At 73.3% G+C, this 18,481-nt stretch carries 17 protein-coding genes and 1 tRNA gene; 14 read left to right on the forward strand and 4 right to left on the reverse strand.

The genetic code is table 11. The annotated features are described in order from the left end of the window. Window positions 1–204 precede the first annotated feature (204 nt). Entirely contained in the window at window positions 205–795 is a 591-nt protein-coding gene (locus ACWGB8_RS03135) for a 5-formyltetrahydrofolate cyclo-ligase (protein WP_452209683.1), read from the reverse strand. A gap of 92 nt (window positions 796–887) precedes the next feature. Between ACWGB8_RS03135 and ACWGB8_RS03140 the strand changes: the two genes are divergently transcribed. From ACWGB8_RS03140 to ACWGB8_RS03175, 8 genes are all read left to right on the forward strand, one after another. After that, window positions 888–1,778, forward strand: coding sequence for a GGDEF domain-containing protein (locus ACWGB8_RS03140; protein ID WP_452209685.1), 891 nt, complete (start codon window positions 888–890; stop codon window positions 1,776–1,778). Between the two features lie 54 nt (window positions 1,779–1,832). Further along, window positions 1,833–2,753: a UTP--glucose-1-phosphate uridylyltransferase GalU gene (gene galU, locus ACWGB8_RS03145; protein ID WP_452209687.1), complete on the forward strand. Its 921-nt coding sequence runs from the start codon at window positions 1,833–1,835 to the stop codon at window positions 2,751–2,753. A 244-nt stretch (window positions 2,754–2,997) separates the two neighbouring features. Continuing rightward, on the forward strand, window positions 2,998–4,545 hold the full coding sequence (locus ACWGB8_RS03150; RefSeq protein ID WP_452209689.1) for a molybdopterin molybdotransferase MoeA: 1,548 nt from the start codon (window positions 2,998–3,000) through the stop codon (window positions 4,543–4,545). A gap of 191 nt (window positions 4,546–4,736) precedes the next feature. Continuing rightward, entirely contained in the window at window positions 4,737–5,180 is a 444-nt protein-coding gene (gene moaC, locus ACWGB8_RS03155) for a cyclic pyranopterin monophosphate synthase MoaC (RefSeq protein WP_452209757.1), read from the forward strand. Further along, window positions 5,177–5,719 carry a MogA/MoaB family molybdenum cofactor biosynthesis protein gene (locus ACWGB8_RS03160; protein WP_452209691.1) on the forward strand — a complete coding sequence of 181 codons (543 nt, stop codon included), beginning with the start codon at window positions 5,177–5,179 and terminating at the stop codon, window positions 5,717–5,719. The genes moaC and ACWGB8_RS03160 overlap by 4 nt, the downstream gene beginning before the upstream one ends. Beyond that, window positions 5,716–6,342, forward strand: a complete 627-nt coding sequence (locus ACWGB8_RS03165; protein WP_452209759.1) for a GNAT family N-acetyltransferase — start codon at window positions 5,716–5,718, stop codon at window positions 6,340–6,342. Before ACWGB8_RS03160 ends, ACWGB8_RS03165 begins: the two co-directional genes overlap by 4 nt. A gap of 150 nt (window positions 6,343–6,492) precedes the next feature. Further along, complete coding sequence (sepX, locus tag ACWGB8_RS03170; RefSeq protein ID WP_452209693.1) at window positions 6,493–7,716, forward strand: divisome protein SepX/GlpR; 1,224 nt, start codon at window positions 6,493–6,495, stop codon at window positions 7,714–7,716. A gap of 73 nt (window positions 7,717–7,789) precedes the next feature. Further along, window positions 7,790–7,863 (forward strand) — tRNA-Ala (locus ACWGB8_RS03175). A 417-nt stretch (window positions 7,864–8,280) separates the two neighbouring features. Here the strand turns inward: ACWGB8_RS03175 and ACWGB8_RS03180 are convergent. From ACWGB8_RS03180 to ACWGB8_RS03190, 3 genes are all read right to left on the reverse strand, one after another. Continuing rightward, complete coding sequence (locus ACWGB8_RS03180) at window positions 8,281–8,730, reverse strand: universal stress protein (RefSeq protein ID WP_452209695.1); 450 nt, start codon at window positions 8,728–8,730, stop codon at window positions 8,281–8,283. Window positions 8,731–8,816: 86 nt separating this feature from the next. Beyond that, window positions 8,817–9,746, reverse strand: a complete 930-nt coding sequence (locus tag ACWGB8_RS03185; RefSeq protein WP_452209697.1) for a peptidase — start codon at window positions 9,744–9,746, stop codon at window positions 8,817–8,819. 2 nt (window positions 9,747–9,748) lie between these two features. Further along, window positions 9,749–11,083: a VWA domain-containing protein gene (locus tag ACWGB8_RS03190; RefSeq protein WP_452209699.1), complete on the reverse strand. Its 1,335-nt coding sequence runs from the start codon at window positions 11,081–11,083 to the stop codon at window positions 9,749–9,751. Between the two features lie 362 nt (window positions 11,084–11,445). Between ACWGB8_RS03190 and ACWGB8_RS03195 the strand changes: the two genes are divergently transcribed. The 6 genes from ACWGB8_RS03195 (at window position 11,446) to ACWGB8_RS03220 (ending at window position 18,458) form a co-directional block, all read left to right on the forward strand. Then, window positions 11,446–11,700 (forward strand): hypothetical protein, encoded by a 255-nt coding sequence (locus ACWGB8_RS03195; protein ID WP_452209701.1) that lies wholly within the window; start codon window positions 11,446–11,448, stop codon window positions 11,698–11,700. 499 nt (window positions 11,701–12,199) lie between these two features. Next, on the forward strand, window positions 12,200–12,376 hold the full coding sequence (locus ACWGB8_RS03200) for a hypothetical protein (RefSeq protein WP_452209703.1): 177 nt from the start codon (window positions 12,200–12,202) through the stop codon (window positions 12,374–12,376). Between the two features lie 350 nt (window positions 12,377–12,726). Beyond that, a complete protein-coding gene (locus tag ACWGB8_RS03205) occupies window positions 12,727–13,239 on the forward strand; it encodes a DUF1269 domain-containing protein (RefSeq protein ID WP_452209705.1) in 513 nt (170 codons plus the stop codon). Between the two features lie 465 nt (window positions 13,240–13,704). After that, the gene (locus tag ACWGB8_RS03210; RefSeq protein WP_452209707.1) at window positions 13,705–15,072 is read left to right on the forward strand and encodes an FtsW/RodA/SpoVE family cell cycle protein; all 1,368 of its coding nucleotides are present in this window, start codon (window positions 13,705–13,707) and stop codon (window positions 15,070–15,072) included. Then, window positions 15,072–16,586, forward strand: coding sequence for a penicillin-binding transpeptidase domain-containing protein (locus ACWGB8_RS03215; protein ID WP_452209709.1), 1,515 nt, complete (start codon window positions 15,072–15,074; stop codon window positions 16,584–16,586). Before ACWGB8_RS03210 ends, ACWGB8_RS03215 begins: the two co-directional genes overlap by 1 nt. Window positions 16,587–16,955: 369 nt before the next feature. Continuing rightward, a complete protein-coding gene (locus ACWGB8_RS03220) occupies window positions 16,956–18,458 on the forward strand; it encodes an amino acid permease (RefSeq protein WP_452209711.1) in 1,503 nt (500 codons plus the stop codon). Window positions 18,459–18,481 lie beyond the last annotated feature (23 nt).

Raw genomic sequence — 18,481 nt, forward strand, 5'->3', positions numbered from 1 at the left:
CTCTCCCGCCTGCCGCCCTCCTCCGTGCCGCTCCGGCCGACCCCGCCGGACCCCCCCCTCCGGCGCCCCCCCCCCTCCCCGTCGCCCCCCCCCCACGGCCGTGTCCGCCGGACCCTGGGTGCCCACGGCCGTGTCCGCCGGACCCTGGGGCCTGCGGCCGTGGCGGTCGGATCTTGGGGGCGGGGCCGCGGCAGGTCCGGCCGCCTACGCCGGCAGCCGCTGCAGGCCCGCCGGGGTGAGCACGGCGTCCACCGGCAGGTCGTGCGGCTCGGCGGGCACCTGCTCCAGCAGTTCGTGCCCGTAGAGCAGGGTGACCAGCAGCGGGCGCACCCCGGCCTGCGCCAGCCGGGCCAGCACCCGGTCGTACGAGCCGCCGCCGCGCCCCAGCCGCAGCCCGCCGCGGTCCACCGCCAGGCCGGGCAGCAGCACCAGCGACGCCGCGCAGACGGCGTCCGGGCCGAGCCGTCCGCCGGTGGGCTCCAGCAGGCCGCGGGATGCAGGCGCGAGGGACGCCGCGCCCTCGTACGGAGCCCAGTCCAGGTCGTTGTCGGGCAGCAGCACCGGGAGCAGCACCCGTACGCCGCGGGCTGCCAGGGCGTCCAGCAGCGGCCGGGTGCCCGGTTCGGCGCCCACCGACACGTACGCGGCCACGGTCCGTCCGGCGGTGGCCAGCTCGCCCGCGTGCCCGGCCAGGGCGCGTGCGGCCTCCTCGCGCGCCTGGTGCGACAGTGCGCGCCGTTCGGACAGCAGCCGTGTCCTCAGGGCGCCCTTCTCGTTGGGCACGGGATCCTCCACGATTCCCCGATCCTCCACCGTTCTCCTCCATGGCTCCGTGGCTCCGCGGCACCGTGCCCGCCACCCAGAGCCTGACACGCGGAAGGCGACCCATGTCCACCCCGCTGCTGGTCCAGGCCCTGGCCGTGCTCAGCGCCTCGGCGCTGGCCGGCACCGCCGTGCTGGCCGTCCGGCTGCGCCGGGCCGACCGCGGGGCCGCCGTACGCGAGGACCGGCTGCGCACCCGGGTCGCCGAACTGGAGGGCCGCTGCGCGGAGCTGGAACGCACCGCCTCCTGCGACCCGCTGACCGGGGTCTGGAACTACCGGCACCTGCAGCTCACTCTCGACCGGGAGATCGACCGGTCCCGTCGCGCCGAGCGGACCGAGCAGTCGGACGGACCGCGCCCGCTCTCCGTCCTGCTGCTGGAGATCACCGGCTTCGAGGCGGTGATCGCCGAACAGGGCCGGGGCCGGGCCAACGCCGTGCTGCGCGACCTCGCCCAGCGCCTGGGTATGGAGATCCGCCGCTCGGACACCCTGGGCCGGTACAGCGGGGAGGAGTTCCTCGTCGTGCTGCCCGACACCGGGGGCGAGGGCGCGGCGCACGTCGCCGAACGCCTGGTCTGGTCGGTGCGCCGCCACCTGCTGCTGGACTGGTCCTCCGGCGCACGCGAGGACCGCCGACCGCACGGCAACGGCCTGACCGCCGCCGTCGGCATCGCCGTCCTGCCCGACGACGGCAGCCATGCCGCCGTCCTCCTGCGGGCCGCCGACCGGGCCCTCGCCGCGGCCCGTTCGGCCGGCGGTGACTGCTGGCGAAGTGCTGTTTCCCTACAGGTCTCTTCACGGTCGGACAACGGCTCCGACGCCGAGCGTGATCGTTCGGAAAAGCCCGGTAGTCTGTCGGCCTGTGCCGGACGGGAGCCCCTCACCCCACCGGACACTTCCAACACGCCTGCCATCGTGGCGGGGCGCGACGCGCTTTCGCAGCCGGTCGACTAGCCGGTCAACCGTGCGCCCAGCCTGGCTGAATTAATGCCTTAGTAAGGTAAACGCATGACGACGACCAACCCCCGAATTCCGGTAACCAAGGCCGTGGTACCCGCGGCCGGCCTGGGCACGCGCTTCCTTCCCGCGACCAAGGCCACGCCCAAGGAGATGCTGCCCGTCGTCGACAAGCCGGCGATCCAGTACGTCGTCGAGGAGGCCGCCTCCGCGGGGCTCTCCGACATACTGATGGTGACCGGCCGCAACAAGCGTGCCCTGGAGGACCACTTCGACCGGGCGTACGAGCTGGAGGAGCTCCTCGCCCGCAAGGGTGACCAGGACCGCCTGCGCCGCGTCCGCGAGTCCGTCGAGCTCGCCAACATGCACTACGTCCGCCAGGGCGACCCCAAGGGCCTCGGCCACGCCGTCTCGGTCGCCGAGCAGCACGTCGCCGGCCAGCCCTTCGCCGTCCTCCTCGGCGACGACCTGATCGATCCGCGCGACCCGCTGCTCTCCCGCATGATCGAGGTGCAGCAGGAGCTCGGCGGCTCGGTCGTCGCCCTCATGGAGGTCGACCCCTCCCAGATCCACCTGTACGGCTGCGCCGCCGTCAAGGCCAACGGCTTCGGCGAGGACGTCTTCCAGGTGACCGACCTGGTCGAGAAGCCCGACACCGCGGACGCCCCGTCGAACTACGCGGTCATCGGCCGCTACGTGCTCGACCCCTCCGTCTTCGACGTGCTGCGCGACACCCCGCCCGGCCGCGGCGGCGAGATCCAGCTCACCGACGCCCTGCGCGAGCTGACCAACCGCGACGCCTCGGTCGGCGGCCAGGTGCACGGCGTGCTCTTCAAGGGCCGCCGCTACGACACCGGTGACCGCTCGGACTACCTGCGCGCTATCGTCCGACTGGCCTCCGAGCGCGAGGACCTGGGCCCGGAGTTCCGCTCCTGGCTCCGTGACTTCGTCAGCTCCGAGATGCAGGACTGACACACGACAGAGAGCGAGTGAGCCGATGACCGGGTCCACGGAGAGCACCAACAGCCCCTCCAGCTGCTGCGGAGGTTCCGCGGACCCGGCATCGGCTCCTGCTTTTCCGGCCGCCGGACCGGGCACGATTCCGGGTGCCGCTCCGGGAGGTGTGTCGGGCGGTGTTTCGGGTGCCGCTCCGGGGGGCGGGCACGGGGGTGGCCCGGCTGGTGGCCACGGGGGGTCCGGAGGTGGCCACGGCCGGATGTGGAGCGTCGACGAGCACTTGGCCGACGTGCTCGCCGGCATCGGCCCGCTCCCCGTCATCGAGCTCCAGCTGCTGGACGCCCAGGGCTGCCGGCTCGCCGAGGACGTCGTCGCCGACGGTGACCTGCCGGCCTTCGACAACAGCTCGATGGACGGGTACGCCGTCCGCACCGCCGACACCGCCGGCGCCACCGACCAGTACCCCTCGGTCCTGGCCGTGGTCGGTGACATCGCCGCCGGCGCCGGTGAACTGCCCCGGGTCGGGCCCGGTCAGGCCGCCCGGATCATGACCGGCGCCCCCGTGCCGCCCGGCGCCGAGGCGGTCGCCCCGGTCGAGTGGACCGACGGCGGCACCGGCACCGGCCTGGCCGCCGACGCGATGACGGCCCGTGGCACCGGGGGGCGCCCGGGTACCTCGGGTGCCGCCGGTGCTCCTGCTGCTTCTGGTCCTTCCGGTGTTCCTGGTTCCTCCGCTGCTTCTGATGCTCCCGGTTCCTCCGGTTCCTCCGGTTCCTCCGGAGCTTCCGGTGCCTTCGACGAGGAGGAGGTCCGGGTACTGCGACCGGTCACCGAGGGAGCCCACATCCGTCGCCGCGGCAGCGACGTCCGGGCGGGCACCAAGGTGCTCGACGCGGGGACCCTGCTCGGCCCCACCCAGCTCGGCCTGCTCGCGGCGATCGGCCGCGCCACGGTGAAGGTCCACCCCCGTCCGCGCGTGGTGGTGATCTCCACCGGCAGCGAACTGGTCCCGCCCGGCGAGCCCGTCGGCCCCGGCCGGATCCCCGACTCCAACAGCTTCACCCTCACCGCCGCCGCCCGCGACGCCGGTGCCATCGCCTACCGGGTCGGCGGCGTCCCCGACGACCCGGAGGTGCTGCGGGCCGTCCTGGACGAGCAACTCGGCCGCGCCGACCTGATCGTCACCAGCGGCGGGGTCAGCGTCGGCGCGTACGACGTGGTCAAGGAGGCGCTGCAGCCGTCGGCGCCCCAGGGCGGCGCGGTTGGAAGTGAGGGTGCCGCGGGCGAGGACGCCGGCGGTGCGGCCTCGGGCGCGCCTGCGGGTGCAGGTGCGAGTGCTGGTGCAGGTACAAGTGCGGGTGCGGCTGCTGGTGCCGGCGCTGGGGGCGACTACGGGCGGGTGGACTTCCGGAAGCTGCGGATGCAGCCCGGCAAGCCGCAGGGCTTCGGCCGGGTCGGCCCCGGCCGGGGCGTCCCGCTGCTCGCCCTGCCCGGCAACCCGGTGAGCTCGTACATCTCCTTCGAGCTCTTCGTCCGCCCGCTCATCCGGACCATGCTCGGCGCCACCGACATCCACCGCCCGACCGTCCGGGCCACCTGCCCGGCCGCGCTGCGCTCCCCGGCCGGCCGCCGGCAGTTCCTCCGCGGCCGGTACACCGCCGAGGGCGCCACCGTCACACCCGTCGGCGGTGAGGGCTCGCACCTGGTCGGCGCCCTGGCCAGGGCCAACTGCCTGATCGTCGTGGACGAGGACACCGTCGAGGTGCCGGTGGGCAGCGAGGTCCAGGTCGTCCTGCTCACCGACTGAGGCGCGTCCGGCGGGCCGTCTCAGAAGCTGACACGGCCCGTCCCACGCCCGGTCCGGAGCTGGGGGTACGGTAGCGCGGTACTCGACCGCGCGCCCCCTGGAGCACCCTCGTGAGCACAGCCCCCGCCCCCGACGACCGCCCCGTACCCGGCGACCGCCTCACCCACGTCGACGAGCAGGGCGCGGCGCGGATGGTCGACGTGTCGGAGAAGGCCACCACCGTCCGCACCGCCGTCGCCGCCGGGCGGGTCCGGGTCTCCCCCCGGGTGGTCGAGCTGCTGCGCGGCGAGGGAGTGCCCAAGGGCGACGCCCTCGCCGTCGCGCGGATCGCCGGGATCATGGGTGCCAAGAAGACCCCCGAACTGATTCCGCTCTGCCACCCGATCGCCATCTCGGGCGTCAAGGTCGATCTGTCCGTCACCGACGAGGCCGTCGAGATCACCGCCACCGTGAAGACCGCCGACCGCACCGGCGTCGAGATGGAGGCCCTGACCGCCGTCGCCGTCGCCGGACTCACCGTGATCGACATGGTCAAGGCCGTCGACAAGGCCGCCGCCATCGAGGACGTCCGGGTGCTCAGCAAGACCGGCGGCAAGAGCGGCGACTGGCAGCGCGGGACCGGAGACGTCGCGTGAGGGCGCTCGCCGTCACCGTCTCCAACCGCGCCTCGGCCGGTGTCTACGAGGACAAGGGCGGCCCGCTGCTCATCGCCGGCCTGCGCGCGATGGGCTTCGAGGCCGACGGCCCGCGTGTCGTCCCCGACGGCGAACCCGTCGAGGCGGCCCTGCGGGAGGCCGTCGCGGCCGGCTACGACGTCGTCCTCACCACCGGCGGCACCGGTATCTCGCCGATGGACCTGACGCCCGAGATGACCGCCCGGGTCGTCGACCGTCCGATCCCCGGTATCGCCGAGGCCATCCGGGCGTACGGCCGGGAGAAGGTCCCGACCTCGGCGCTGTCCCGGGGGCTCGCCGGCCTCGCCGGACGTACCCTGATCGTCAACCTGCCGGGCTCGACCGGCGGCGTCAAGGACGGCCTGGCCGTGCTGCAGCCGCTGCTCGTGCACGCCGTCGACCAGCTGCGCGGCGGCGACCACCCCCGGCCCGACGCCTCCGCGGCCGGATCCCCCGAGGAGCCGGACGCGGACCCCGCCGACCCCGGGAGTACGCACTGAACGCCGGCTGGCCGGTAGAACTCCACGAGGGGGACGTCGCGCTGCGCCCGATCCGGGCCCGCGACCAGCGCGAGTGGAACGAGGTCAGCCGTCGCAACCGGGACTGGCTGCGCCGCTGGGAGGCCACCGTCCCGCCCGGCCCGGCCGGCCGCACCGCCGGACCGCGCCCCACCTACCGGCAGATGGTCCGCTACCTCCGCAGCGAGGCCTCGGCCGGTCGGATGCTCCCCTTCGTCGTGCTCCACCAGGGCCGCCTGGTCGGCCAGCTGACCGTCGGCGGGATCACCTGGGGCTCGATGTGCTCGGCCAACGTCGGGTACTGGATCGACGAGGAGGTGGCCGGGCGGGGCATCATGCCGACCGCGGTCGCCCTTTCGGTGGACCACTGTTTCCGCACGCTCGGACTGCACCGGATCGAGGTGTGCATCCGCCCGGAGAACGGGCCGAGCCGCCGGGTCGTCGAAAAGCTCGGGTTCCGTTCGGAGGGAATGCGTCCACGCTATCTGCACATCGACGGCGACTGGCGTGACCATCTGGTGTACGTGCTGACCGCGGAGGAGGTCCCCGAGGGGATGCTGGACCGCTGGCGGGCGCTCAGTTCCGGGCGACGCACCGGAAATTGAATATATGTTCGAACGAAATATCAATATGGCATCGGCCTGCCGACGGACAGGCACAAATACCGGCAAAATAGTCGGAGAATCAGCTTGATCACACGACACGCCGCGCCAAATTGCTGCCGGGCCTTCGCCTGCGCCCGTACGGTGTGAAACGTGAGCAGTAGCGGCCTTATCTACGCCGTCATCGTAGGGGCCTGGGCCGCCTATCTGGTGCCGATGTGGCTCCGCAGGCAGGACGAGCTCAATGAGGCGCGCCCGACGGAGCGCTTCAGCACCGCCATCCGCCTGCTGGCCGGGCGTTCGGCGCTGGAGCGGCGGGCATCCCGGGCCCTGGGCGACGAGCGGCGCGACGACGGCGAACGAAGCGACGGGCAGGGCGACGGGCGCGGTGGCGACCCGAGCACTGCGGACGACGCGCACCCCGCGGGCACCACCGGTGCCGTGGGGGAGTCCGGCATGCCCGGCGACTCCGGCGTGCCCGGGTTCGGCGGCGCTCCGGCGGCCGGCGGGGCCGATGGTTCCGTCGGAGCCGCGGCGGCGGAGGGCGGACCCTCCGGTGACCGCGCCGTCGAGCGCGTCGTCCGGCACGTCGTCGAGCGGACGCCGGAGTCCTCGCGCGGCCCTGACGAGCGCGCCCCCGGCCGGGCCGCGGACCACGGACAGGACCGATCCGGCGACCGTGACCCGGGACGGCGGGGCGGCATTGACCGTCGGGCCCAGCTGCTGGCCCGTCGGCGGCGGATGGTCACCGTCCTCTTCCTGGCCTTCGCGGTCGGTGCCGTCGTCGCGGCCGTCGCTGGTCTCGCCTTCCTCTGGGTCCCGGCCGTGCCGGCGATCCTGCTCACCCTCTACATCGGTCACCTGCGCAAGCTCGAACGCCAGCGGTACGAGGTGAAGCTCGACCGTGTCCGCGCGGCCCAGGCGGCCGAGCGGCTGCGCGACCGCGAGCGTCAGCGGGCCGGCATCGGCGGCCCGGCGCCGGTGGCGGACGCCCCGGAGCCCCGCGCGGACGAGACGGACGAGCCCGCGCGCCCGCACCTGAAGCTGGCGGCCGAGCCGTCGCCACAGGTCGTGCGCGCAGCCGGTCCGGCCTCCGCACTGGTCGAGGCGACCGACCACGAGGAGTGGGTGGACGGCATGCGCGAGCGCGCCGCGGCCGGCCCGGACTCGTGGGAACCCGTGCCCGTCCCGCTGCCGACCTACGTCACGGCGCCGGTGGCTCCGCGGGTGAACCGAGGTCTCGACCTCTCGGCCCCCGGCACCTGGACCGCCGGCCGCCCCGCGGAATCCCGCACCACTCCGCTCTTCGACCAGTACGCCGCCGACCCGTCCGCGGCCGACGACTACGCCGGCCGACCCCGAGCCGCCAACGAATGAGGCCCCGACCAGCCCCGCTCCGCCGGGGGTGGTCACGAGCCCCCTCCGAAAGGTGCTAGAGTTTCTTCTCGTTGGGGCTGTGGCGCAGTCCGGTAGCGCACCTCGTTCGCATCGAGGGGGTCAGGGGTTCGAATCCCCTCAGCTCCACCCAACAGGACCCCGCCCGATCGCTTCGATCGGGCGGGGTTTCTTCGTTCCCCCGGGTGTTCGACGCGACGCCCGCGCCCCGGACGGGGCCCGGCGGACCCCCGCCCAACGGCGGCGTGACGCACCCCACTTCCCGTGAGGTGCCGGGCGGCCTCCCGTGCGGTGTCCACCCGTCGTGTCGTGTCGGACGGCTGACGCTTCGCCATGGCCGGCTCCCCTCTCGTTCGACCGCGCCGCGGTGGCGCGTGATCGGCTCGAACCCGGCTTCTCGGGGCGCTATTCCAACCCGGGGCGACAGTTCACACGTTCGAGTGATGTCCGGGTGATCGGGGATTTCTTCGCGGATCCTCGCGGTTCCGAGGGGCAAGGGCGGCGGCGGATCCGCGCAGCGCTGCTGCCCCGCGGCCGGACCGCGGTTCAGCCGTGCGGATCCTTGACAACTACAACGGGACATCGGGCGTGATGGAGGCAGTACTGGGTGACGCTTCCGAGGAGCGCGCCGGCCGGGGCGCCGTACCCGCGGCTGCCGAGGACGAGCGCGGCGGCACCCTCGGCGGTGGTGACCAGGGTCGGGCCGGGCGGGCCGGCCCGCAGACGGCGCCGGACGGCGGCGGGGGCGCCCGGGCGGAGCGTCGCGGCGAGCGCTTCGTCGAGGATGCGGGCGGCGGAGCGTTCGGCCTCGAAGCCGTCCAGCAGAGGGAGGGCGAGGCCGTGCTCGCCGTACAGGCTGGGGAACTCCCAGACGGTCACGGCCTCCAACGGGCGGCCGGTCAGCAGGGCCAGACCGGCGGCCCAGCGCACGGCGGCGTGGGAGAGGGGGGAGCCGTCCACCCCCACCACGACCGTTCCGTGCGGCGGGAAGCCCATGGATCGAGCGTAGGCCGGAAAGACGGCCGGGGGCCGACCGGAACGGGTCCGGTCGGCCCCCGGGACGGGGTGGCGGGGTGGCGGCGTCAGGGCCGGCCCGAGCCGGAGTACGGGTCGGGCTGCGGGGCCCCGGCCTGCGGGGGGACGCTGCCGTAGCGAACGGGGCGCTGCCCCCGGGGGAAGCGGGTGATGCGGTAGCCCGCGACACCGGCGAGTGCGGCCAGGGCACCGCCGGCCAGGGTCCAGAACCAGCGGCTGTTCCAACCGGAGAGCCAGCCCGAGTACCAGTGGTCCTCGTCCTCCTCCGGGGCGGCGGCCTTGGCACCGGCCGCGGCGCCGGGGTTGACCGGCGGCACCAGCGGGGCCTTGAGCGAGCCGCCCTCGGGCTGGGCGTTGTCCGCGTCGCCCTTCGCCGTCACCTTCAGCTGGACGGCGGCGGCGAGGCCGAGGTCCTGCTGGGGGGCGTCGGCGAGGGAGAGCCGGACGTAGTAGGTGCCCGGCAGCGGGTCGCCGGACCAGGGCTCGGCCCAGGAGCGGACCTCGCGCAGGGTGCAGCTGAGGGCCAGCGACGCGGTCGCGGCCTCGGCGGTGGCGTTCTGGGTGCCGGCGGTGCAGGACTGGCGGCGCCGCAGGCCGTCGAAGACCTCGACGCTCCAGGTCTGCGGGCCGTGGCGGTCCGCAGAGGGGGCCAGGGAGACGGTGAGCCCCACCGAGGGGGTCTGGCCCTCGGAGGCCCCGAACGACCAGTACAGGTAGTCACCCGTGGAGGCGGAGACCTTGGCGTCCTGCCCGGGGGCGAGGGTGACGGCGGTGAGGAAGGAGGTGCCCGCCTTGGTGACCGGAGCGGTCGTACTGCCTCCGCTCGCCGAGGGCGAGGGCGAGGCAGCCGACGCCGGAGCGGCCGGGAGCGCCAGCAGCGAGGCCAGCGCGACCGGGGCCAACAGCCGCCGCACGACGGAGCGAGCGGAGCGGCCGGAGGAAGGCGCGGACAGGGAGGGAAGAGAGGTCAGTCGCATGGTCAGTTCTCCCGCCAGACAGCGATCCGCCAGCGGGCGATCCAGCCGAACAGCAGGCCGGTCAGCAGGCCGGCCAGGGTGAGTACCAGCAGCAGGATCCAGCCGCGGCCGAGGCCCATGGCGGGGCCGTCCGGTGCCGGGGAGGTGGCGGCCAGGTCGACCGTCAGCTCCAGCGGCAGGCCCGGTTCGGCCTGCACCCCGGCCTGCGGGGCGAGCGAGTTGCTGACGACCAGGCAGACCGTGGTGTCCCCCGCCTTGCTGCTGGGCGAGGCGGACGCCTTGGACGAGGAGTCGTCGTCATCGTCGTCCGCGGCCTTGCCGGTCGACCAGCGCAGACCGGTGGAGATCACGTCGGTCCGCCCGCTGCCGGCGTCGGTGCCGCGTACGAGCTCCTGGCCGGTGGTACTGGTGGCCTGCAACAGCACGCCGTAGTCCCGGTTCACGGCGCGGTCGACGGAGACGCTCACCGAGGCGCGGAGTTCCTGGCCGGCCTTCACCGGGACGCGGTAGACCCGGTGCTCGGAGAACTTCTCACGGTCGCTGTACACCCCGGGGGTGAGCACCGGGGCGCTCTCGCACTTGTCGGTGCCCGAGGTCTTCACCGGAGTGACGGTGTAGGTGTCCTTGGAGCGGTCGACCAGCTGCTTCACCTTCTCGGTGAGCTGCTCCTGGGTGTGGACGTCGGTGTAGGTGCCGCCGGTGGCGTTGGCGATGCACAGCAGCTGCTGACGGGTCTTGTCGTCGTGCGCCAGGCCGAGGGTGTCGATCACCAGGTGGATGCCCTGGGCGGCGAGCTCGCGGGCCACGTCACAGGGGTCCGGCGGGGCGCAGGAGTCCTCGCCGTCGGTGATCAGCACCACGCGGCGGGTGGTCTCACCCTTGCCGAGGTCCTGGGCCGCGCCGCGCAGGGCGAGGCCGATCGGCGTCCAGCCGGTCGGGCGGAGGGTCGCCACGGCGGTCTTGGCCTCGGTCTTGTCGGTCTTGCCGACCGGGAAGAGCTGCTTGGTGTCGAGGCAGCCCTGGGCCTTGTCGTCGCCGGGGTAGTTCGCCCCGAGGGTGCGGATGCCGAACTCGGTCTCCGCGGGGAGGGCGTCGATCACCTCGTTCAGCGACTGCTGGGCCACGGAGATGCGGCTCTTGCCCTGGATGTCGGTGGCCCGCATGGAGCCGCTGACATCGAGCACGAGGTTGACACGAGGGGCTTCCTTGCGGGCAGTGGAGCCGGCTGATGGTTCGTCGGCGTGGGCGGGCAGGCCGCTGAGCAGCGCGCCGCCGGTTATCGCCAGGGCGGCAAGTAGCCTGCCGAGCCTGGCCTGCGGTCGTCGTCCGGTAGTCACGCGCGAATCCTAGGGATCATCAGTTCGTGGTGGCCAACGAGGGGAGGTGTGCGGCCGGCCTCGATCCGGGCGCGAACTACTGTGCGCCGGGGGGTGATCGGGCGCCCGGAGTGCGGGTTCGCACCGGCCTTACGGCCTCCCGTTACGCTTCGGCGAAGGGGCGGGGAGCAGCGTTTCGCCGGGCTGCGCGAGGGCGGGACCAGGCCCGGACGGCCTGCCGGGCGCGGGTGCGCGCATGGGACGCGGCGTACGAAGTGGATGCGGACGGTGGGCTGCGGCCGGTCGTATCAGCAGGCGACCCGGCGGACGGCCCGGTGGACTGCTCGGACGGCGGGTCGTGGGCCGGCGCGGAGGGGGCGGTGATGGAGATCGAGGTGGATGTCCGGGGAGGACGTCTGCCGGACCGGCTGCCGGGTGCGCCGCTGCGGACGCCATTGGCGGGTTCGCAGATACGGCTGCGGGTCTCGTCGGCGCACTCGGACGCGCTGCTGCGGCGACTGCCGGCCGGGCGTCCCGCGGCGCGGGTGCTGGCGGTCCGGAGCCTGGAAGCAGGCGCCGAGGCGGCGCAGACCCTGACCGGGGCCGTGGACCGCGTCGAGCCCGGGGAGCCGCGATGACACGCACCGCTGCGCTGACCCGCTACCACCTCGAACTCCTGCTGCGTTCGCACGGCTGGTTGCCGCCGTTCCTCGCCTACGCGCTGCTGATGGTGATCGGGGTGTCCGGCGGCAACCCGTTGCTGGGGGATCTCGGCTACGGCTCGGCGGTGCTCCTGCCGATCACTGCGTGGTACGTGCGGTGCGCGCTGACCGCGGAGCCCGCGACCTCGCGGGCCTGCCTGGTGGCGGCAGCCGGGGCGTTCCGGGTCCACGCGGCCGCCCTGCTGGCCGCGCTGGCGGCAGGTCTGCTGCTCGCCCTCGGCGGGACCCTGGCGTTGCGGGCGGTGAGCGGGGAGGTGGCGGATCCCCAAGCGGCGCAGCCGCCGGTGGGGGAGGCGCTGTCGGCAGGCCTCCTGGCCTCGGTGGTCTGCGTGCTGCTGGGGGCGGCGGTCGGCGCGCTCAGCTGTCGACCGGTGCTGCTGCGTCGGCAGTACGGGATCCCGCTGGCCCTGGCGCTGTGGCGGGGGTGCTGGTGGCCTCGGCCTCCCCGGCGAACGCCGCAGTGCGGGGGCTCGTCAGCGGCTCGCGGACCGGACGGGTTGCCTGGCCGTGGGCCGAGTTGGCGGTCGCGGTCATCCTGCTGGTCCTGGTGGTGTCCGCCTCCGCGGCGATGGCGGGGCGGCGGGTCGAGTAGCTGCACCGTCCGGGCGGTGGGCACGGGCCGTGGGCTCGGTCGGCGGCCTCGGGCGGTGGGCTCGGGCGGTGGGCTCGGTCGGCGGGCGGGTATGGCTGGGGTGGCCGCAGCCGGGAGGAGGCAGGTACGGCTCTCCGGCGGGCGAGGAGCGGGGTGTCGGGTGACCGGCCACCCTGCGGGTATCGCATGACAGCACCGGGGACACACCGGTCGGAAACACCATGAACACGGATAGCCCCTCGTTAGGGTGACGAAATGGGGCACCGGAGTCGCTGCGCCGGCGCCCGGGGCCCGCCGGCGCTCCCGACACGGCCGGCACGGCACGTCCGATGAACTGGAAGGACCCGCACGTGAGCAACCTGTTCGCGATCGCCTACCCGGATCTGGCCACCGCTCAGGCCGTACGCAACGAGGCGATCGGCCTCCAGAAGCAGAAGCTGATCGAACTTGAGGACGCCGTCGTGGTCGAGTGCCGCGCCGACGGGAAGATCAAGTTGCACCAGCAGGTCAGTACCACGGGGGCGGGTGCCGCCTCGGGTGCCCTGTGGGGCGGTGTGATCGGCCTGCTGTTCTTCATGCCGTTCCTCGGAGCAGCCGTCGGCGGTGCCACCGGTGCCGCGGTCGGGGCGTCCACCGACATCGGCGTCGACGACAACTTCATGCGGGAGGTCGGTCAGCACCTCCAGCCGGGTACGGCAGCGGTGTTCCTGCTGGTCCGCAAGGCGACCGCGGACAAGGTGGTGCCGGCCCTGGCCCGCTTCGGGGGCCAGATCATCCAGACCTCGCTCTCGGCCGCAGCGGAGGCCGAGCTGAAGGCCACCATCGAGGCGTCCCGGACACAGGAACCGACCCAGGCCGTCTGACTCCGGACCCGGGCGACCCGCCGGGGCCGCCCGCCCCTTCGTCCTGCCGCGCATCCGACCGCCGGAGCCCGCCGACCGACCGCACCGGCCCTGCCCGCACCGGGCGCCCGCGACCGCCGTAACCGACCCCTTGCCGGAGCCCGTAGGCCGGCCGCTCAGCCGCTCAGCCGCTCAGCCCGGGGCGGACGGGCCGACCCCGTCCGCCCCGCGGTAGGCCGGTGTCCGCGCCGCCCACGGTCCGCGGTTCCGTACACACCGCCGCAGAGATCCGCCGGCCGTACCCACTTGCCCGCCGTACCCGCTGCACCCCCCGCGGCCTACTTGCCGGCAGCTCTCCGTACGACAGGGGCCCTCCGTACGACGGGGGCGCCCGCCCGCAGGACCCTTGTCCGTGGGGCTGAGGCCCCGGCCGGGACTCCGTCCCACCCCAACCCCGACCACGCACACATGTCGACAGGACGGCCCGTGGCGACACCCTCCGCCGTGACGAGGTCCACCGGCCGACCGCTCCGGACCGTGAAGACCCGCCGGTACACCGAACTGGCCCTCGTGCTGGCTGCGGTGCTGATCGCCGTGTTCGGCTACATCGAGGTCGGCGTCAACATCGACGGCACGGTGCCCGCCGATGCGGTCGAGTACGGGGCGGCGCTGGGGGTGCTGGCCCTGGTGGCGCACGCGGTGATCCGCCGGAAGGCGCCGTACGCCGATCCGCTGCTGCTGCCGATCGCCGTGCTGCTGAACGGGATCGGCCTGGTCGCCATCTATCGGCTGGACCGGGCGACCGCGGCGAGCGGGTCGACGGGGGACGGGGCGGCGCAGACGCAGCTTCTCTGGTCGACCCTCGGGGTGGGGCTGTTCATCGCCGTCGTCCTGCTGCTGCGCGACCACAAGCGGCTGCAGCGCTACGCCTACATCGGCGCCCTGGCGGCCCTGGTGCTGCTCGTCCTGCCGATCTTCTTCCCGCCGGTGTACGGGTCGCGGATCTGGATCAAGGTCGGTCCGCTCTCCTTCCAGCCGGGGGAGTTCGCCAAGGTCCTGCTGGCGATCTTCTTCGCGGCGTACCTGGCGGTGCACCGGGACGCGCTGGCCCTCACGGGGCGCCGGGTGCTGTGGTTCCGGCTGCCGCGCGGGCGGGTGCTCGGGCCGGTGCTGCTGATCTGGGCGGCGTTCGTGAACGTCCTGGTGCTGGAGACGGACCTCGGGACCTCGCTGCTGTTCTTCGGCCTGTTCGTGATCATGCTCTACGTGGCCACCGCCCGCAGCGGCTGGATCGCCATCGGGCTGTTCCTGGCGGCGGTGGCCGCCGTCGCCGTGGGCCGACTGTCGCCGCACGTGCACAGCCGGGTCAACGACTGGCTGGACCCGCTCGGCTCGATCGAGGCGGGCCGGGGCGCCAACCAGATCGCGCAGTCGCTGTTCGCCTTCGCCTGGGGCGGGGAGCTCGGGACCGGGCTCGGCAACGGTCACTCGGCACTGATCGGCTTCGCGGCCAAGTCCGACTTCATCCTGGCCACCATCGGCGAGGAGCTGGGGCTGGTCGGGCTGTTCTCGGTGTTCCTGCTCTACGCACTGCTGGTCTCGCGGGGGTTCCGGACCGGGCTCGCCCTGCGCGACCCGTTCGGGCGGCTGCTGGCGATCGGGCTGGCGGCGATCGTGGGGCTGCAGGTGTTCGTGGTGGCGGGCGGGGTGCTGGACCTCATCCCGCTCACCGGGATGACGCTGCCGTTCGTGGCCCAGGGCGGTTCGTCGGTCGTGACCAACTGGATCATCGTCGCCCTGCTGGTGCGGATGAGCGATCTCGCGCGCAGGCCCGACCCCGCCGTGGAGGTCTGATGCGCCGCCGCACGCCGCCGGTGCCGGGAAACGGCCCGCAGGGGCTTCCCGGGATCTCGGTGACCGGCCGCCGGGCCGGCACCTTCTGTCTACTGCTGATCGTGGCGCTCTGCGTCCAGGCGACCCGGGTGCAAGTGTTCGAGGCGAAGGAGCTCAACCACAATCCGGCCAACCAGCGGCTGACCATCGAGCGCTACTCGCAGCCGCGCGGCGCCATCCGGGTCGGCGCCGACACCGTCACCGGGTCGGTCGCCACCGGCGGGCGGTACGAGTACAAGCGCACGTACACCGACGGGCCGCTGTACGCGGCGGTGACCGGCTACTCCTCGCAGACCTACGGGAACTCCCAGCTCGAAGGGGTCGACGACGAACTGCTCTCCGGGATCGACCCGCGGCTGTCGAGCTGGGCGGTCTGGGACGCCGTCGCGCGCAGGCAGAACCCGGGCGGCGACGTCCGCACCACCATCGACCGGGACGCCCAGCAGGCTGCCATGCGCGGGCTGGGGCGCCAGAAGGGGGCGGTCGCCGCGATCGAGCCGGCGACCGGGCGGATCCTGGCGCTGGCGAGCACGCCCTCGTACGATCCCGGGTCCTTCGCCGGGTCGACCTCCACCGACCAGGCGGCGTGGAACAGGCTGCAGGACGACCCCGACCAGCCGATGCTCAACCGGGCGCTGCGCCAGACCTACCCGCCCGGCTCGACGTTCAAGGTGGTGACCGCGGCGGCGGCGCTGGCGCACGGAGTCGTCACGGACATCGACGCGCCGACCGGGGCGCCGCACCCGTACGTCCTGCCGGGCGCGACGACCCCGCTGGTCAACGACACCGCGGCCTGCGACCGTCCGGCGCTCTCGCTGGACACCGCGATGGTGCTGAGCTGCAACTCGGTCCTCGGCTACCTCGGGGTGCAGGTGGGGCTGGACCGGTTGGTGTCGACGGCGGAGGGCTTCGGCTTCAACGATCCGCGGCTGGACGTTCCGGTGCGGGCGGCGCGGTCCAACATCGACACCGAGATGGACGAGTCGCAGGTCGCGCTCTCCTCGATCGGGCAGTACGACACGGCGGCGACGCCGCTGGTGATGGCGATGGTCGCCGCCGGGGTCGCCAACGACGGCGTGGTGATGCATCCACAGCTTGTGGACAGACTGACCAGGAGCGACGGCACCGACGTGCAGGTGATGAAGCCCAGCGAGTACCGGCGGGCGCTGACCCCGGAGGTGGCAGGGCAGGTGCAGCGGCTGATGACCGACGTGGTCGAGAAGGGCACCGGGCGCAACGCCCGGATTCCCGGAGCGGTGGTGGGCGGCAAGACCGGGACGGCTCAGCACGGGGTGGACAACGCGGGCGTGCCGTACGCGTGGTTCATCTCCTGGGCCCGGCCGGCCGGGTCGGACGAGGCGCCGCCGGTCGCGGTCGCGGTGGTGATCGCCGACAGCACGGCCGACGAGGTGACGGGTGGCGGACTGGCGGCGCCGATCGCCCGGTCGGTGATGCAGGCCGTGCTCAACGGCTGACCTGCCGCCGCGCCCCGCCGCCGGGTCCCTGCCGCCGACCCCCTGCCGCCGACCCCCTGCCGACTGGCCCTGCCGCCAGGCCCCGCCGATCCTCCCGCCGACCCGCAGGCGACTACCCCCCACCCCCCGCCGCCCGTCTGACCTGGGCACTTAGCCTCACCGGGAATGATCCGCCGCGTGCGAAGTGTCCGGTTCGTCCAGTCCTGCAGGACAATTCGTACAATGCGTGCCGCTTGTCTGTTCGTTTGCGACACTGGTGCATTCGCGGGGTACTGTCCCATGTTTGTTCGGTTGGTCCACGATGTCGCCCCATGAGGCATCGGCGGCCGCCCGCTAGGACACCCTCCCCCGCCTAGAAAGATCAGCGTTTTGGCCAGCAACACCCTTGGCGCGCTCCTGCTCCGGCGCAAGCCCGTCGCCACCCTGATCGCCGAGAGCGAGGGCAAGGACGCCCTCCCGGCCGGCGCGCCCGAGGAGGGCGGACGCTCCGGCATCCACCTGCGCCGCTCGATCGGTCTCTGGCAGCTGTCCTCGATCGGCATCGGTGCGACCATCGGCACCGGCATCTTCTTCGTGCTGAGCACCGCCGTGCCGTCCGCCGGTCCGGCCGTCGTGCTGTCGTTCGTGATCGCCGCGATCACTGCGGGCCTCACCGCGCTCTGCTACGCCGAGATGGCGTCCGCGATACCGGTCTCCGGCTCGTCCTACTCGTACGCCTACGCCACCCTCGGCGAGGGCGTCGCGTTCGGCGTCGGCATCTGCCTGCTGATGGAGTACGGCGTCTCGGCCTCCGCGATCGCGGTGAGCTGGGCCGAGTACCTCAACAAGTTCCTCGACCTGGCCTTCGGCTTCGAGATCCCGGCGGCGCTCTCCAGTGCTCCCGGCAACGGCACGGGCGGCGTGTTCAACCTGCCCGCCGTGATCCTGGTCGGCCTGGTCTGCATCCTGCTGGTGCGCGGTGTCAGCGAGTCGGTCAAGGTCAACGCGGTCATGGTGGCCATCAAGATCGCGATCCTGGTGCTGTTCGTCTGCGTCGGTCTGACCGGCTTCCACTCGGGCAACCTCACCCCGTTCATGCCGCTGGGCTTCGCGGGCGTCCAGGTCGCGGCCTCCAGCATCTTCTTCTCCTTCATCGGTCTGGACGCCGTGTCCACCGCCGGTGAGGAGGTCAAGAACCCGCGTCGCACCCTGCCGCTGGCGATCATCATCTCGCTGGTCGTGGTGACCCTGCTCTACGTCGCCGTGGCCGTCACCGGCATCGGCGCCCAGCCGTGGGAGAAGTTCGACGGCCAGGAGGCCGGTCTCGCCCAGATCCTGCAGGACATCACCGGCCAGGGCTGGCCGGCCATGCTCTTCGCCGCCGGCGCGATCATCTCGATCTTCAGCATCACTCTCGTGGTGATCTACGGCCAGACCCGCATCCTGTACTCGATGGGCCGCGACGGCCTGCTGCCCCGCCGCTTCGCCCAGGTCTCGCCGCGCACCGGCACCCCCGTCTGGAACACCGTGGTCGTCGGCCTCGGCGTCGGCGCGCTGGCCGCCTTCGTGCCGCTGCGGGTGCTGGCCGACATCACCAGCCTCGGCACCCTGGTCGCCTTCACGGTCGTCAGCATCGGCGTGATCGTCCTGCGCCGCACCCAGCCCGACCTGCCGCGCGGCTTCAAGGTCCCGGGCTACCCGGTGGTCCCGCTGCTCAGCATCGCCTTCTGCCTCTTCCTGATCAAGGACCTGCACGCCGACACCTTCCTGGCGGGTGCGATCGCCCTGGTGGTGGGCCTGGCCGTGTACTTCGGCTACGGCATCAAGCACTCCAAGCTGAACCGGACGGACGCGCAGGAGCAGCCCGTCCCGGCCGTGACCAAGGCCGACTGAGCCGCCGGACGGCACCCCTTTCC

Source organism: Kitasatospora sp. NPDC054939 (genome assembly GCF_053610105.1).

What these genes read in the sequence shown, in the direction of transcription:
- ACWGB8_RS03185 (WP_452209697.1), bottom strand. Translation starts at nt 9,746, where the DNA reads ATGCGACTGACCTCTCTTCCCTCCCTGTCCGCGCCTTCCTCCGGCCGC.
- moaC (WP_452209757.1), top strand. Translation starts at nt 4,737, where the DNA reads ATGGTCGACGTGTCGGAGAAGGCCACCACCGTCCGCACCGCCGTCGCC.
- ACWGB8_RS03180 (WP_452209695.1), bottom strand. Translation starts at nt 8,730, where the DNA reads ATGGGCTTCCCGCCGCACGGAACGGTCGTGGTGGGGGTGGACGGCTCC.
- ACWGB8_RS03150 (WP_452209689.1), top strand. Translation starts at nt 2,998, where the DNA reads ATGTGGAGCGTCGACGAGCACTTGGCCGACGTGCTCGCCGGCATCGGC.
- ACWGB8_RS03215 (WP_452209709.1), top strand. Translation starts at nt 15,072, where the DNA reads ATGCGCCGCCGCACGCCGCCGGTGCCGGGAAACGGCCCGCAGGGGCTT.
- ACWGB8_RS03195 (WP_452209701.1), top strand. Translation starts at nt 11,446, where the DNA reads ATGGAGATCGAGGTGGATGTCCGGGGAGGACGTCTGCCGGACCGGCTG.
- galU (WP_452209687.1), top strand. Translation starts at nt 1,833, where the DNA reads ATGACGACGACCAACCCCCGAATTCCGGTAACCAAGGCCGTGGTACCC.
- ACWGB8_RS03140 (WP_452209685.1), top strand. Translation starts at nt 888, where the DNA reads ATGTCCACCCCGCTGCTGGTCCAGGCCCTGGCCGTGCTCAGCGCCTCG.